A 14,928-nucleotide genomic window follows, 5' to 3' on the forward strand; every position below is an offset into this window, starting at 1 on the left:
TTGCACGACCAGCGCACATAAGTTCCACTTCAGATTGATCATTTTATTTGACCTTTACCTGACACGCGGAACCCGATGCTTGAGCGTTACCCTACCGACGTCTTGACGGCCCGTCTGATCGCCTCGGCCACCGTCTCCTTGAGCCCATCACCGGACTTCGCGACAGTGATATTTCCGGCCTTCTCGGCGCCGTCGACCACCACGAAGTGGACCTTGGGGTACTGCTTCGCCCCGGCCTCTGTGACCTCCACCTGAGGAGCGCCGACCGCCAGGACGACCTCGCACTGGCGCTGCATCAGGCTGTTGAAGAACGGGCGGGCGTTCTGAGCCGATTGCTCCCCCATGACAGGTACGTAGTTGACCCGGGCCCGTGTGTCCAGGGATGCCTGCTGCATCCCCTCCCACACCGGCGCGGCGGGCGTGCCCGCCAGGATCCCCTTCTCGTCCGTCAGCAGACAGGCGTCGAACTCCTTGTACTGGCGGGCCCTCGGGTCGGGCGGCCCGGACTCCTCGCCGCCGAGGAACAGCCAGGCGGCCACCATCCCGAGCACGAGCACGGCGGCGCTGCCGGCCGCCCAGCCCGCGTGGCCGCGCAGCGAACCGGCCGCCGCGGCAAGCGCCCTGCCGAGCCGCGCCGCGCGCCCGGACTCGGGACGCTCCCTCGCCTGACGCCACATACGCCGCGTCTTCACCGTCTTCATCGGGACTCACCGGCCAACGGTCTGCGGACGGACAGGACGTACAGACAGTGCAGCGCCGCCCCGAACGTGGAGAGGGACAGCAGCAGCAGGTCGGTCGCGAACTGCCAGCCGTGCGTGTCCTCCGGCGTGAGCACGGCCTGCAGTACCCAGCCGACGGTGAGGGCGGTGAAGAGAACAGCACCCAGCCAGTCGGCGCGCGTGCGTCGGCGGAAGGCGATGACGAGCGAGGGCACCGCGCCCAACATCCCGAGGCTCACCACCGGCACGGCCGCCAGCAGCATCCTGGGGAGCAACCCGGGGACGGCCCTTTTCATCAAGTGAGCTGCACTCACGTCGGCAACGGCGGGGTTCACAATCGATACCTCTCGGGAACGTACGTACGGATACGGGCAGGACGGCCGTACCGTACATCCAGCGCCGGACACCGCCGACCCCGGGTGCCCAGGGCGGCCTCCTTCGCGTCTCGGCCGTGCGTCAAACCCGGTGCCGCACCCACACGTCGGGCTCCACGATCACCGCGCACCCGCGCTCCGTGTCGCAGCGCACCGGCCTCAGCGCTCCCGGCGCCTCCACCGGGCGCACGCCAACCGCCGCTATCCGCCGCACTGCGTGAGCATCGACTTCTTGTCCGCCGCCGTCACCGGCAGGTCGTACTTGACCGCGACCTGGGAGATCCGCACCGCGTACGAACAGCGGATCCGCTTGATCGGCGGCAGCCAGGACGCCGGGCCCGAGTCGCTCTTGGAGCTGTTGGCCGGGCCGTCGACGGGCAGCAGGTTCAGCGGGTCGTTGGCGAATTGCTGTCGCTTGGCCTTGTCCCACCGGGCGGCGCCCATCTGCCAGGCGTACGACAACGGCACCATGTGATCTACCTGGACCTCGGTCGCCTTCGCCTTCTTCCAGGCGATCTCCTTGCCCGTGTACGGGTCGTGCAGGTTCATCGAGACGACGACGCAGTCGGAACCGGTACGGAACTGGATGCTCTGGCCATCACGTTTCAGCAAGTCGTTCCTGGTGTCGCACCCGTTCCTCGCCAGCGGGACGCCGTCGGCCGTGTCCATCCACGCGTAGCCGAAGCGGTCGCGGTCATAGCCGGTCTTGGGGCCGCGGCCCTTGGTGGGCACCTTCTCGATCAACCGGCGGGCGGCGGCCCTGTCCGGCTCGGAGGTGAGCGGGGCCAGGCCCGGCTTCGTGCCTTCGGGGTTGGCCAGCGGGCTGGTGCCACTGCCGGCGGCGGACGGCGCGGAACCCGCGCCGGGATCCGAGGGCTTGGCGTCACCCGGGAGCCCGCCGTCGCAGCCGGTGAGGAGCGCCGCGGTGAGCGCACTCGTCAGTACGGCCGCGAGCGCGCGCGATATTCGTTCCCCGGGTCTGTTCACTTTCGTAGCCTACTGAGCCCAAGTGGCCTGCGCAGCAACGCCATTCGGTGCATTTGCTGACTTTTGCCCTGCCATCCGCCGCTATGTCATGGACCGGGCGAGGTTCCGGCGCGCGGGAGGGAGACGGTGCGCGTAGCGTCGAAAGTGTCCCGACCCCCTGCGGAAGGCATCTCATTACGACAGCGATACACACACATACCGATACACACGCACACCCACCGCCCGCGGAGCCGAGCCGGCCCCCGCGGGCGGTGCCACGCCCCGGGGCCCGCGAACGGGGCGCCTCACACCATCACGACCCCAGGATCGTCGTGAGGAACTCGCCGGTCCACGCCAGCAGTTCCCGCCCCACCACGGGCTTCCCGCCGACCTTGCCCGACGTCGGGCGGGGCACCAGGATCTGGCGGACCGCCGGCTTGATGACCGTTCGCGGGTGGAGGCGCTTGAGCCGCAGCTCCTGCGACTCCCTCAACTCCACCGGCGCGAAGCGGATGTTGGAGCCCTGCAGCACGACCTCGCCGACCCCGCACGCCCGGGCCAGCATCCGCAGGCCCGCCACCAGGAGCAGGTTCTCGACCGGTTCCGGAAGCTTGCCGTAGCGGTCGGTGAGTTCCTCACGGACCGCCTTGATGTCCTCCTCGGAGTTCGCCGAGGCGATCGCGCGGTACGCCTGCAGGCGCAGCCGCTCGCCCGGTGCGTAGTCGTGCGGGACATGCGCGTCGACCGGGAGCTCGATCTTGACCTCGAGCGGAGGCTCCTCCTCCACGCCACCGTCGACCGCGGCGCGGTAGTCCGCCACCGCCTCTCCCACCATGCGGATGTACAGGTCGAAGCCGACGCCCGCGATATGGCCGGACTGCTCGCCGCCCAGCAGATTGCCCGCGCCGCGGATCTCCAGGTCCTTCATCGCGACATACATTCCCGCACCCATCTCGGTGTGCTGCGCGATCGTCGCGAGGCGCTCGTGGGCGGTCTCGGTGAGCGGCTTCTCCGGCGGGTAGAGGAAGTAGGCGTAACCGCGCTCGCGGCCCCGGCCCACCCGGCCGCGCAGCTGATGCAGCTGCGAGAGACCGAAGTTGTCGCCGCGCTCGACGATCAGAGTGTTCGCGTTGGAGATGTCGATCCCGGACTCGACGATCGTCGTGGAGACGAGCACGTCGAACTTCTTCTCCCAGAAGTCCACCACGACCTGCTCGAGCGCCGACTCGGGCATCTGGCCGTGGGCGGTCGCGATGCGGGCCTCGGGCACGATGTCGCGCAACCGGGCCGCCGCCCGGTCGATCGACTCCACGCGGTTGTGGATGTAGAAGACCTGGCCCTCGCGCAGCAGTTCACGGCGGATCGCCGCGCCCAGCTGCTTCTCCTCGTAAGGCCCCACGAAAGTGAGCACCGGGTGGCGCTCCTCCGGCGGCGTGGTGATGGTCGACATCTCGCGGATGCCGGTGACCGCCATCTCCAACGTGCGGGGGATCGGTGTCGCGGACATCGTCAGTACGTCGACGTTGGCGCGCAGCTTCTTCAGCTGCTCCTTGTGCTCGACGCCGAAGCGCTGCTCCTCGTCGACGACGACCAGTCCCAGGTCCTTGAACCTGGTCTCGGACGAGAACAGCCGGTGCGTGCCGATGACGATGTCGACCGAGCCGTCCCGCAGGCCCTCCAGCGTCGCCTTCGCCTCCGCGTCCGACTGGAATCGGCTCAACGCCCGTACATTCACCGGGAATTGGGAGTAGCGCTCGGAGAAAGTGCCGAAGTGCTGCTGCACCAGCAGCGTCGTCGGCACCAGGATCGCGACCTGCTTGCCGTCCTGGACGGCCTTGAACGCGGCCCGCACCGCGATCTCCGTCTTTCCGTAGCCGACGTCGCCGCAGATCAGCCGGTCCATCGGGACCGTCTTCTCCATGTCCTCCTTGACCTCGGCGATCGTGGAGAGCTGGTCGGGCGTCTCGACGTACGGGAACGCGTCCTCCAGCTCCCGCTGCCAGGGTGTGTCCTGGCCGAAGGCATGGCCGGGGGCGGCCATCCGGGCGCTGTACAGCTTGATCAGGTCGGCGGCGATCTCCTTGACCGCCTTCTTCGCGCGCGCCTTGGTCTTCGTCCAGTCGGCGCCGCCGAGCCGGTGCAGGGTCGGAGCCTCGCCGCCGACGTACTTGGTGACCTGCTCCAGCTGGTCGGTAGGGATGTAGAGCCGGTCGCCGGGCTGGCCGCGCTTGGCGGGGGCGTACTCGACGAGCAGATACTCGCGGGTCGCGTTCTGCACGGTGCGCTGCACCATCTCGATGTAGCGGCCCACGCCGTGCTGCTCGTGGACGATGTAGTCGCCCGTCTCCAGGGTGAGCGGGTCGATCGTCTTGCGGCGCTTGGCCGGCATCCGCTGACCGTCCTTGCCGGCCGCCTTCTGGCCGGAGAGATCGGTCTCGGTCAGCACCGCGATCTTGAGGCCAGGGTCGATGAAGCCGTAGTCGATCGAGCCGCAGGCCACATGGACGAGGGACGGGGCGATCTCGGCGAGGTCGGCGTCCAGGCGGGCGGCGATGCCCTCGCCGCCAAGCACCTCGACGGTACGGGCCGCGGGGCCGTGCGCCTCGGTGACGTACAGCGTGCGCCAGCCGTCCGCCAGCCAGCCCTTGGTGTCGGCGAGCGCGCGGGCCGTGTCGCCGCGGTACATCTCCGTGGCGTGCATCCCGAGCTTGATCGTGTCGTCCGACAGTTCCTCGTCCGCGGCGAACGGGGAAACGGACCACCACATCATGCCGAGCTCGCGCGCCCGGTCGCGTACGTCCGCGATCCCCCACAGCGAGGCCGCGTCGAGGTCGATCGGAGCGTCCCCGCCGCCCGCGGTCGCCGCCCAGGACGCCTGCAGGAACTCCTGGCTCGTCGCCACCAGGTCCGCGGCCCGCGTCCGTACCCGCTCCGGGTCGCAGACGACAGCCATCGAGCCCTTCGGCATGACGTCGAGCAGCAGCTCCATCTCGTCGACGAGGACCGGAGCGAGGGACTCCATGCCCTCGACCGCGATTCCCTCGGCGATCTTGCCGAGCAGTTCGCCCAGCTCGGGGTGGAGCTCGGCGAGGGCCGCGGCCCGCTGCCGTACATCGTCGGTCAGCAGCAGCTCACGGCAGGGCGGGGCCCAGAGCCCGTGCTCGGCGACCTCGAGCGAGCGCTGGTCGGCGACCTTGAAGTAACGGATCTCCTCGACGTCGTCGCCCCAGAACTCCACCCGAAGGGGGTGCTCCTCGGTGGGCGGGAAGACATCGAGGATGCCGCCGCGGACGGCGAACTCGCCGCGCTTCTCGACCAGTTCGACCCGGGAGTACGCGGCGGCGGCGAGGCCGTCCACGATCTCGTTCAGATCGGCCTGCTGCCCGGTGCGCAGCGCCACGGGCTCCAGGTCGCCGAGCCCCTTGACCTGCGGCTGCAGTACGGAACGGACCGGCGCGACGACGACCGAGACCGGCCCGGCGGCCGGGTCGTCCTGCTCCGGGTGGGCCAGCCTGCGCAGCACGGCCAGTCGGCGGCCCACGGTGTCGGAACGGGGCGACAGCCGCTCGTGCGGCAGCGTCTCCCACGAGGGGTACTCGGCGATGCCCTCCTCGGGCAGCAGCGAGCGCAGCGCCGCCGCCAGGTCCTCGGCCTCGCGCCCGGTCGCGGTGACGGCCAGCACCGGCCGCCCGGTCTCGCGGGCGAGCGCGGCCACCGCGAAGGCGCGGGCGGCGGGCGGGCCGACCAGGTCGACATGCATACGGTGGCCGTCGCCGGCAGCCTTCACCGCGCCGACAAGCGCCGGGTCACGTACGACGGCATCGAGCAGACCGTGCAGGCTCATGAAGGTGCTTCCATCCGGGGGCGGGGGGTGGGCAACGCGAACCACCCGACACGTCAAACGGGCCGGGGGTCTCCAGCGTACGACGCGGCTGTGACAGCTGCGTCCGGAATCCTCGCGGTGGGGGCGGTGGGGGCGGTGGGGGCGGTGGCGGTGGGCGGGGTGCGGGGTGCGGGGTGCGGGGTGCGGGCGGACAATCCCCCGGCCGCGTGCCCGAGGCCATTTGCGGCTCCGCCGCGTGAGGTGGGCGTATCCCGGCTGGAGGGGTAAGCAGGGCGCGGGCCGGGACTCATCCCTCACCCCGCCCTCCCCCCACAGGGGGGAAGGGGAACGCGGGGGCAGCTTCGCGGCGCGGTAAAGGGGGGTGGACAAACCACGCGACAGCTGCGCACGGCCCAGAAAGGCAGAGCCGACGCCGCCGACCGCTCCGGCTACGCCTGGGGGCCCACGAAAGCGGGGGCCAGCGACCCCCGCCGCCCGACCCCCGGCACCAACGCGGGCTGCCTACCCCTCGGGCCGACCGGGTCTGTGACATCGGGTCGGGGAGGGGCCGTGCAGGGTCGTCCCCGCAGGGGATCGGCGGCCGAACCCGGTGATCAACACGAACCCCGTTTTGCCGCCGACCCCGAGGAGTCGAGCCCGGAGGGGCCCCGGAACCCCCACCCCACGCCACCGGGCAACCCCCAGGCCCGGCGCCCCCGCACCTCAGTGGCATCGCTTCGGGGAGGGGCCGTGCAGGGTCGTCCCCGCAGGGGATCGGCGGCCGGACCCAGTGACCAATACGAACCCCGTTTCGCCGCCGACCCCGAGGAGTCGAGCCCGGAGGGGCCCCGGAACCCGCACCCCACGCCACCGGGGTGACGGGGTCTGTGGCATGCCGCCGGGGAGGGGCCGTGCAGGGTCGTCCCCGCAGGGGATCGGCGGCCGGACCCAGTGACCAATACGAACCCCGTTTCGCCGCCGACCCCGAGGAGTCGAGCCCGGAGGGGCCACCGGAACCCGCACCCCACGCCACCGGGCAACCCCAAGACCCCCGCCCCGGACGCCCGCGCCCCCCGCCCCGGACGCCCGCGCCCCCCACCGCGGACGCCCGCACCCCACGGCCGGCCTGAGCCGCCACCCGAAACCGCCCCCGGGGCCCCCCGTGCCGTAACGCGCCGCCGTCCCCCTACTCCGTCGCGATCGCGTTCAGCACGTTCATCCGGCCCGCCCTGAACGCCGGTACCAGCGCCGCGAACAGGCCCACGAACGCCGAGCCCACGAACACCGTCAGGATCGTCGGCCACGGGATCTCCAGGACCCCCAGGCCCTCCAGCGCCAGCAGTTTCTGTGCCGTCATGCCCCAGCCCATGCCGAGGCCCAGGCCCAGCAGCGCGCCGAAGAGGGCGATGACCACCGATTCCAGGCGGATCATGCGGCGCAGCTGGCGGCGCGAGAGGCCGATCGCGCGCATCAGGCCGATCTCCCGGGTCCGCTCGACCACAGACAGAGCCAAGGTGTTCACCACGCCCAGCACCGCGACGATGATCGCGAGCGCCAGCAGGCCGTAGACGATGTTCAGCAGCTGGCCGATCTGGTCTTTGAGGTCCTGCTTGAAGTCGGTCTGGTTCTGCACCTTGTACTGCGGGTACTCGGCGACCGACGCCTTGAGCGCCGCGTACGCCTCCTTCTCCTTGCCGTCCTCCGCCTTCGCGAACATGATCATGTTCTGCGGCATCTTGTCGGCGGGGACGTACTGCGCGGCAGTCGTGATGTTGGTGTACATCGCGCCCTTGTCGACGTTCCCGTCGTCGGAGGTGATCGCCGCGAGCTTCAGCCCGGCGGTCCGGCCGTGCTTGAACGCGACCTTGATCGTGTCGCCGACCTTGACGCCGTGCCTCTTGGCGTAGGCCTCGCCCACCGACATCGCGTTCTTGCCGTACGCCGCCGAGAGCTCGCCCGCGACGGTCTCCCGGCGCAGATCCTGCGCGTACGTCGGGTCGGCGGCGACGATTTCCTCGTCCTCCGCCTTGCCGCCGGGCGCGGTCAGCTTCGCCTCCACACCCTTGTAGCTGGTGACGTGCTCGATGTGCGGGGCCGACTTCAGCGCCTTCTCGACCTGCGGCATGATCAGCTGGCCCTTGCCCGACTGGACGATGAAGTCCGCGCCGACCGACCTGTCGAGTTCGTCCGTCGCCGACGCGACCATGGAGGAGCCGACCACCGACAGGCACGCCACCAGGGCGAGCCCGATCATCAGGGCGGCGCCGGTCGCTCCCGTGCGGCGCGGGTTGCGCAGCGCGTTGCGCTCCGCGAGCCGCCCGACCGGGCCGAACATCCGCAGGACGACCACGCTGATCACCCGCACCACGACGCCCGCGAGCAGCGGGCCGATGACCACGAAGCCAATGAGCGAGAGCACCACGCCCAGGCCGAGGAACATCGAGCCCTCGCTCGCCTTGTCGGCCTGAGTGGAGACCAGGAGCGCGGCAGCGCCGGCCGCCGTGAGGAGGAGGCCGATCCCGGCCCGGATCCAGCCGGCCCTGCCGTCCGCCGGCGTACCGGCGTCGCGCAGTGCGGCCATCGGGGAGACCTTGCCGGCCCGGCGGGCCGGGACATACGCGGCGACAACGGTGACGACGATGCCCAGCACGAGTCCGACCACCGGGGTGGTCCACTTCACGGTCAGGTCCTGGGTGGACAGCTGCATGCCCATGGAGCCCATGAGCTTCATCAGGCCGACGGCCAGGCCCACGCCGGCGGCGACCCCCGCGATCGAGCCGACGATGCCGAGCAGCAGCGCCTCCACGAGCACGGAACGGTTGATCTGCTTGCGACTCGAGCCGATGGCCCGCATCAGGCCGATCTCGCGGGTGCGCTGAGCGACGAGCATCGAGAAGGTGTTGACGATCAGGAAGATGCCCACGAGGAGCGCGATACCGGCGAAGCCGAGCATCGCGTACTTCATCACGCCGAGGAAGGAGCCGACCTCCTCGCGGCCCGCGTCGGCCGCTTCCTTCGCCGTTTGCAGCTTGAAGGGCCCGTCGAGGGTCGCGGCGACGTTCCGCTTGAGCTGTTCGTCGCTCACGCCATCGGTGCCGGTGACGGAAATATGGGTGAAGAGGCCTTCCTTGCCGAGCAGTTCACGCTGCGCGGTGGCGGTGTCGAAGTAGACGATGGCCGCACCCGGGTTGGTGACCTTGAAGGAGGCTATGCCGGAGATCTTGGCGGTGAGGTCGCCGGTGACGGCGATGGTGCGCAGTTCGTCACCGAGCCGCAGGCCGTGCTTCTCGGCGGTGTCGGCGTCGACCATCACCTCGGTGGGGCCGCGCGGTGCGTGGCCGGAGGTGATTTCCATCGACTTGAGGGCGTTCTCGGTCCAGTTGCCGGCGATCGTGGGAGCGCCGCTGCTGGAACCCATGTCCTTGTTCTTGGAGTTGACGACCGTCACGCTCATGCTGGAGACCGCGCCCTGGGCGGACTTCACGCCGTCGGCCTTCGCCACCTTCTCGACGAGCGAGGCGGGCAGCGACTCGGGCTTGCCGGTCCCCGGGTTGTCGTCGTCGCCGGAGCCCTTGGGGCTGACGGAGACATCGGACGCGGTCGCGGCGAAGAGCTTGTCGAACGTCGTGTTCATCGTGTCGGTGAAGACGAGCGTCCCCGACACAAAGGCCACCGACAGCAGCACCGCCACGGCCGAGAGCGCCATTCGCCCCTTGTGCGCGAGGAAGTTGCGCATCGAGGTCTTCCACACAGTCACGACGTCCGCCCCCGCGCGTCGAAGTCCTTCATACGGTCGAGAACGGCGTCGGCGGTCGGCCGGAGCATCTCGTCGACGATCCGGCCGTCGGCGAGGTAGAGGACACGGTCCGCGTACGAGGCTGCCACCGGGTCGTGCGTGACCATCACGATGGTCTGGCCCAGCTCGTCGACCGAGCGGCGCAGGAAGCCCAACACCTCGGCGCCCGCACGGGAGTCGAGGTTTCCGGTCGGCTCGTCGCCGAAGATGATCTCGGGTCGGGCGGCGAGCGCCCTGGCCACGGCGACCCGCTGCTGCTGGCCGCCGGAGAGCTGGGTGGGCCGGTGCTTGAGGCGGTCGATGAGGCCGACCGTCTCGACGACCCGGTTCAGCCACGCCGAGTCCGGCTTACGGCCGGCGATGTCCATGGGAAGCGTGATGTTCTCCAGGGCGTTGAGCGTCGGCAGCAGGTTGAAGGCCTGGAAGATGAAGCCGATCCGGTCCCGGCGCAGCTGCGTGAGCTTCTTGTCCTTGAGCTTGGTGATCTCGGTCTCGTCGAGGTAGATCTCGCCCGACGTGACGGTGTCGAGGCCGGCCAGGCAGTGCATCAGCGTCGACTTGCCGGACCCGGAAGGGCCCATGATCGCGGTGAACTGCCCGCGGGCGATGTCGACGTCGACATGGTCGAGCGCGACGACGCGGGTCTCCCCGGAGCCGTAGGCCTTGACGACCTGCCGCCCTCGCGCGGCGACGGCCGTACGCCCTCCGGTGTCCCCATGCCGGGGAATGGTCACAGCCGTTGTCACGGTATGTCTCCTAAGTCAGTGCTAAGCGGGTGTCGCCGCGTACGGATTCGAGTCTGTCGGCGGAAGCGGTCCGGCGCGCTGGTGCGCAGCGCAGTCTTGAACCGGGGGTTTTCCCCACCCCCCGGTGGCGCGGGCCTCAGCTGCGGCCGTAAGACCAAGCTAAGGAATCGATGCCCGCCACCTCGTCGTCCCCCGGAACGAACCACCCCTGGCCATCAGTAAGGAGGAGCCCCTAGGGGGACTCCACCTCCGGGCGGACCGGCACGGGTCGAGCCTGCCCCCTCCCCCCGCGTGAGGCTCAAGTGAGAGGCTGGCCCGGGAAATAGATGCATGGGGAAAGGATTCAGGGGTGAGCGCCACGGGCGGCAGTACGGGCAGCACAGGCGCCGGCAGCGCCGACGGTGAGTCGTCCGGGGCGGCGAGCGGGTCTGCGAGCGGGTCGGCGACCGCGGCGTCAGAGACGTCCAAGGCATCCGCGTCGGAGGCAAACGACGCGTCCGGAGCATCCGCATCGGGGGCAACCGCGGCATCTGCATCGGGGGCATCCGCAGCATCTGCATCCGGGGCAGCTGCGTTGAAGGCATCCGCGTTGAAGGCATCCGCGGCAACCGCCCCGCGCGAACGCCGCGGCCCGGTCGTCGCCGCCCTCATGCTCGGCATGGCGCTCGCCGCGCTGGACGGCACCATCGTCTCCACCGCCGTACCGCAGATCGTCGGCGACCTCGGCGGGTTCTCGGTCTTCTCCTGGCTCTTCTCCGGCTATCTGCTCGCCGTCACCGTCTCGCTCCCCGTCTACGGGAAACTCTCCGACACCTTCGGCCGCAAGCCGGTCCTGATCGCCGGCATCATCCTCTTCCTGGCCGGCTCGCTGCTGTGCGCCGCGGCCTGGAACATGGCCGCGCTGATCGCCTTCCGGGTCGTGCAGGGCCTGGGCGGCGGGGCGCTCCAGGGCACGGTGCAGACCATCGCCGCCGACCTCTACCCGCTCAAGGAACGCCCCAAGATCCAGGCGAAGTTGTCCACGGTGTGGGCGGTCTCGGCGGTGGCGGGTCCGGCCGTCGGCGGGCTGCTCGCCGGGTACGCCGACTGGCGCTGGATCTTCCTGATCAACCTGCCGGTCGGGGCGGTGGCTCTGTGGCTGGTCGCCCGCCATCTCACCGAGCCGGTACGGGAACGGGGCCCCCGCCCCCGTATCGACTGGCCCGGCGCACTGGCCGTCTTCCTCACCGGCAGCCTGCTGCTCTTCGCGCTCGTGCAGGGCGGCATCGCCTGGCCGTGGCTCTCCACCCCGTCGCTCGCGCTGCTCGGTGGCAGCGCGGTCCTCCTCGCGGTGACCGTCGTCATCGAACGGCGGGCCGCGGAGCCGATCATCCCCGGCTGGGTCTGGCGCCGCCGCACAATCGCCGCGGTCAATCTGGCACTCGGGGCGCTGGGCCTGCTCATGGTGGCCCCGACCGTGTTCCTGCCGACGTACGCGCAGTCGGTGCTCGGCCTCGGGCCGATCGCCGCGGGCTTCGTACTCTCCGTCATGACACTGAGCTGGCCGATCTCGGCGGCGCTGTCGAACCGGGTCTACACACGGATCGGCTTCCGGCTCACCGCGATCGTCGGGATCACCCTCGCGATGCTGATCCTGCTGGCCTTCCCGCTGCTCCCCCACCCCGCCGAACCATGGCAACCGGCCCTGATCATGCTCCTCCTCGGCGCGGCGCTCGGCCTCTTCCAACTCCCCCTGATCGTCGGCGTCCAGTCGACGGTCCCCTGGTCGGAGCGGGGTACGACAACCGCGTCCGTCCTCTTCTGCCGCCAGGTCGGCCAGAGTGTGGGCGCGGCCCTCTTCGGCGCGATCGCGAACGGAGTACTGGTGGCCCGCCTCGGCGGCGGCGACCTCGACTCGGTGGCGCGCACACTGGCGACGGCCGAGTCGGCGGACAACCTGCGGCGCGCGGTCGCGACTGCGGTCGACTACGTCTACGTGGGTGCGGCGGGGGCTGCCGCACTGGCCCTGCTGGCGCTGCTCTTCGTCGCCCCGCGTCGCTTCCCCGTACTCGGAGAACACAACTGACCGGCTGTCAGCCCTCCGCCGCCGCGCGGCCCGTCAGGGCCGCCAGGCTGTTGCTGATGTGCGTCATGTGCGCCTCCATCTCCTCGCGGGACTCATCGTGTTCCCGCAACAGCCGCTCCGTCTCGCGCGCGATCCGCTCCGCGCATGCCCGGGCCTCGGCGAACAACTCGGCGGCTCGGGCCTCCGCGTCCTCCTGGCCGTGGCGGGTGCCCTCCTCCGCCTCCGCGAGGGTGCACTTGGCCTCCGCGAGGCAGGCTTCCGCGTGGGCGATGAGTTCGGCGTGGCGGGCGTCCAACTGGGCTTCGCGGTCCGCCAGTTCGCGCTCCACCGCCTCCCAGCGGGCGGCCTGCTCCGTCTGCAGCTCGGCCAGCGCCCTCTCGGCGCGCAGGCGCATCTCCTTGCCCGCGGCGACGGCCTCGCCGCGCCGCTCCTTGACCTCGCGGCGGGCCTCGATACGGGTCTCGTCCGCCGTCGCCTGCGCGGCCAGGAGGATCTGCTGGGCCCGCGCCTCGGCGTCCGCCCGTACCGAACCGGCGTAGTCGCGAGCCTCGTCGCGCGCCTGGCGGGCGGCCGCGCCGGACGCGTCGATCAGGGCTCGGGCCTCTTCCTGGGACGTGGCCCGCAGTTCCTCGGACTGCTCGAGGGCCAGCGCCAGCAGATACTCGGCGCGCCGGCCGAGTGCCTCGTACGTCTGCGGGGCGAGCGCCGCCACCTTCTCGCGCAGGCCGGCCGCCTCCGCTTCCATCTCCCTCGCGAGGACGGTGAGGCGCGCGGCGCGTTCCCAGGCGTCGTCGCGGTCCCGGGACAGGGAGGTGACATAGGCGTCGGTCTCCTCCGCCCGGTAGCCACGGCCACGTACGGCGGTGAATCCATGAGGTGACCCCGACGCAGCACTCATCCTTCAAGCCCCTCTCCGACACACAACGCGATTGGGGCACATCCTCCCGGACCAAAGTGAAGTGCCCAAAACGCGACACTCCACCCATGCACATCGGTCAGGTAAGCGGCACTTTGCGAAAGAAGTCGGAATAGGGAGAAACGACGGGGCGCCCGGCCTGATGTGCGGGCCGGGCGCCCCGGTGATTCGTCACGTACGGCGCTACAGCAGGCCGTCCCACATCTGCTCGAGCAGCACCGACCACCAGCTCTCCGGCGACGCCAGCGCCGCCGGGTCCAGCGCGGCGAGCTGCGCCTGGAAGTCGACCGTCCAGCGGCCGGCCTGCTCCGGGTTGAGCCCGAAGCGCAGCCGCCACATCCGGCCGAGCAGCGCGAGGCAGCGGGTGAACTCCGGCAGCCCGCTGTTCACGAACTGCGGCGCCACCGGCTGACCGCCCGGGCCCGCCTCCACCGGCACCGCCACGATGTGCGCCGTGCCGTACTGGACGCAGATCGCCCGGCCGAAGTCGCTGCCCACCACGAGGTACGAACCCGCGTCGGAGGCGGGCTGAATCTGCCGCTGCGCCGCGAGTTCCGCGAGGGTCGGGACGACCGGCTGGGCGGGCTGCGCCCAGAAGAACGGGTTGAAGTCGCCCGGCAGCCCCGCCCACACCAGCGTGGCCGCGACAGTGTCCGGCACTCCCTGACGCGAGACGGCCCGCTGGTCGAACCGGCAGATGCCCTGCGGCCCGAACGCGCCCACCAGTTCCTGCGCGACCCCCTCCGGAGGGATCGGCGGGGCAGGCGCCACCTGCGGCAGCGGCGCCCGCATCGGGGCGGGGCGCGCCGGGCCGTCCGCGACCTGGTGCAACTCGCCCTGGTGGGTGAGCAGATGCTGCATACCCTGCTGCCGGCTGGCGTGATCCCTGCCGTACGGGGCGACGGAGGTGATCCGCACCTGCGGCCAGGTCTCCCGGATCATCCGGGCGCAGTAGCCGCCGGGCAGCTCGCACGACTCCAGCTCGGTGTGCAGCTCCAGCACCTGCTGCGGCGGCACGTTCATGGCGCGCAGCTCATGCAGGATCTGCCACTCCGGGTGCGGAGTGCCGGGCGCCGAGCGGCGGATCAGCTGGGCCTCGGAGCCGTCGGGCGCGCGGTAGCGCAGAACGGCCTGGTAGCCGGGGCCGACGGTCGGCATGCCGGACGGCGGCTGCTGCGGATAGCCGTACGCGGGCGGCTGCGGCGCATGCTGTACGGGACCCGGCGGCGGGCCGGGCGGGCCGGGAGGCTGTTGCGCGCCGGGGCCCATCTGGGCGGGTCCGGCGAGCATGGTCGCGGCATGGTGCACGCCGCCACCGGGCGTACCGGGGGGACCCGGAGGCGTCGGCGCACCACCGGGCGGCCCCGGTGCCCGGGGAGCGCCGGGCGGACCGGGGGGCTGCGGCGCACCGGGGCCGCCCAGCCGGCTCGGGTCCGCCAGCATCGTCGCGGCATGGTGCGCGCCACCACCGGGCGGCGGCGTGCCACCGGGCGGGCCGGGCGGACCAGGAGGCTGCGGAGCAC

At 71.0% G+C, this 14,928-nt stretch carries 9 protein-coding genes; 1 reads left to right on the top strand and 8 read right to left on the bottom strand.

From position 1 onward, the window contains the following. Positions 1-86: 86 nt before the first annotated feature. The 6 genes from J7E87_RS14590 to J7E87_RS14615 all read right to left on the bottom strand — a co-directional run bounded on the left by J7E87_RS14590 (position 87) and on the right by J7E87_RS14615 (position 10,424). On the bottom strand, positions 87-701 hold the full coding sequence (locus tag J7E87_RS14590; RefSeq protein WP_215093850.1) for a BMP family ABC transporter substrate-binding protein: 615 nt from the start codon (positions 699-701) through the stop codon (positions 87-89). Beyond that, positions 698-1,015, bottom strand: coding sequence for a hypothetical protein (locus tag J7E87_RS14595; RefSeq protein WP_215093852.1), 318 nt, complete (start codon positions 1,013-1,015; stop codon positions 698-700). The genes J7E87_RS14590 and J7E87_RS14595 overlap by 4 nt, the downstream gene beginning before the upstream one ends. 279 nt (positions 1,016-1,294) lie before the next feature. After that, positions 1,295-2,080: an HNH endonuclease family protein gene (locus J7E87_RS14600; protein ID WP_215093854.1), complete on the bottom strand. Its 786-nt coding sequence runs from the start codon at positions 2,078-2,080 to the stop codon at positions 1,295-1,297. 292 nt (positions 2,081-2,372) lie between these two features. Continuing rightward, entirely contained in the window at positions 2,373-5,903 is a 3,531-nt protein-coding gene (gene mfd, locus J7E87_RS14605) for a transcription-repair coupling factor (protein ID WP_215093856.1), read from the bottom strand. Between the two features lie 1,165 nt (positions 5,904-7,068). Then, on the bottom strand, positions 7,069-9,639 hold the full coding sequence (locus J7E87_RS14610; RefSeq protein WP_215093858.1) for an ABC transporter permease: 2,571 nt from the start codon (positions 9,637-9,639) through the stop codon (positions 7,069-7,071). Then, the gene (locus tag J7E87_RS14615) at positions 9,636-10,424 is read right to left on the bottom strand and encodes an ABC transporter ATP-binding protein (protein WP_215093860.1); all 789 of its coding nucleotides are present in this window, start codon (positions 10,422-10,424) and stop codon (positions 9,636-9,638) included. Before J7E87_RS14615 ends, J7E87_RS14610 begins: the two co-directional genes overlap by 4 nt. A gap of 589 nt (positions 10,425-11,013) precedes the next feature. Between J7E87_RS14615 and J7E87_RS14620 the strand changes: the two genes are divergently transcribed. Next, positions 11,014-12,489 carry an MFS transporter gene (locus J7E87_RS14620; RefSeq protein ID WP_374195172.1) on the top strand — a complete coding sequence of 492 codons (1,476 nt, stop codon included), beginning with the start codon at positions 11,014-11,016 and terminating at the stop codon, positions 12,487-12,489. A 7-nt stretch (positions 12,490-12,496) separates the two neighbouring features. Here the strand turns inward: J7E87_RS14620 and J7E87_RS14625 are convergent, their stop codons facing one another. Together J7E87_RS14625 and J7E87_RS14630 are read right to left on the bottom strand one after the other, a co-directional pair. Beyond that, entirely contained in the window at positions 12,497-13,387 is an 891-nt protein-coding gene (locus J7E87_RS14625; protein ID WP_215093864.1) for a cellulose-binding protein, read from the bottom strand. A 201-nt stretch (positions 13,388-13,588) separates the two neighbouring features. Continuing rightward, positions 13,589-14,928: SUKH-4 family immunity protein (locus J7E87_RS14630; protein WP_215093866.1), on the bottom strand; the 1,340-nt coding region annotated here is incomplete at its 5' end.

It is taken from the genome of Streptomyces sp. ISL-1 (assembly GCF_018614585.1).
In the GTDB taxonomy this organism is placed as follows: Bacteria; Actinomycetota; Actinomycetes; order Streptomycetales; family Streptomycetaceae; genus Streptomyces; species Streptomyces maoxianensis.

Bases quoted from the DNA above. Each gene is read 5' to 3' on its own strand.
- J7E87_RS14590 (WP_215093850.1), bottom strand. From the start codon at position 701: ATGAAGACGGTGAAGACGCGGCGTATGTGGCGTCAGGCGAGGGAGCGT.
- J7E87_RS14595 (WP_215093852.1), bottom strand. From the start codon at position 1,015: ATGAAAAGGGCCGTCCCCGGGTTGCTCCCCAGGATGCTGCTGGCGGCC.
- mfd (WP_215093856.1), bottom strand. From the start codon at position 5,903: ATGAGCCTGCACGGTCTGCTCGATGCCGTCGTACGTGACCCGGCGCTT.
- J7E87_RS14625 (WP_215093864.1), bottom strand. From the start codon at position 13,387: ATGAGTGCTGCGTCGGGGTCACCTCATGGATTCACCGCCGTACGTGGC.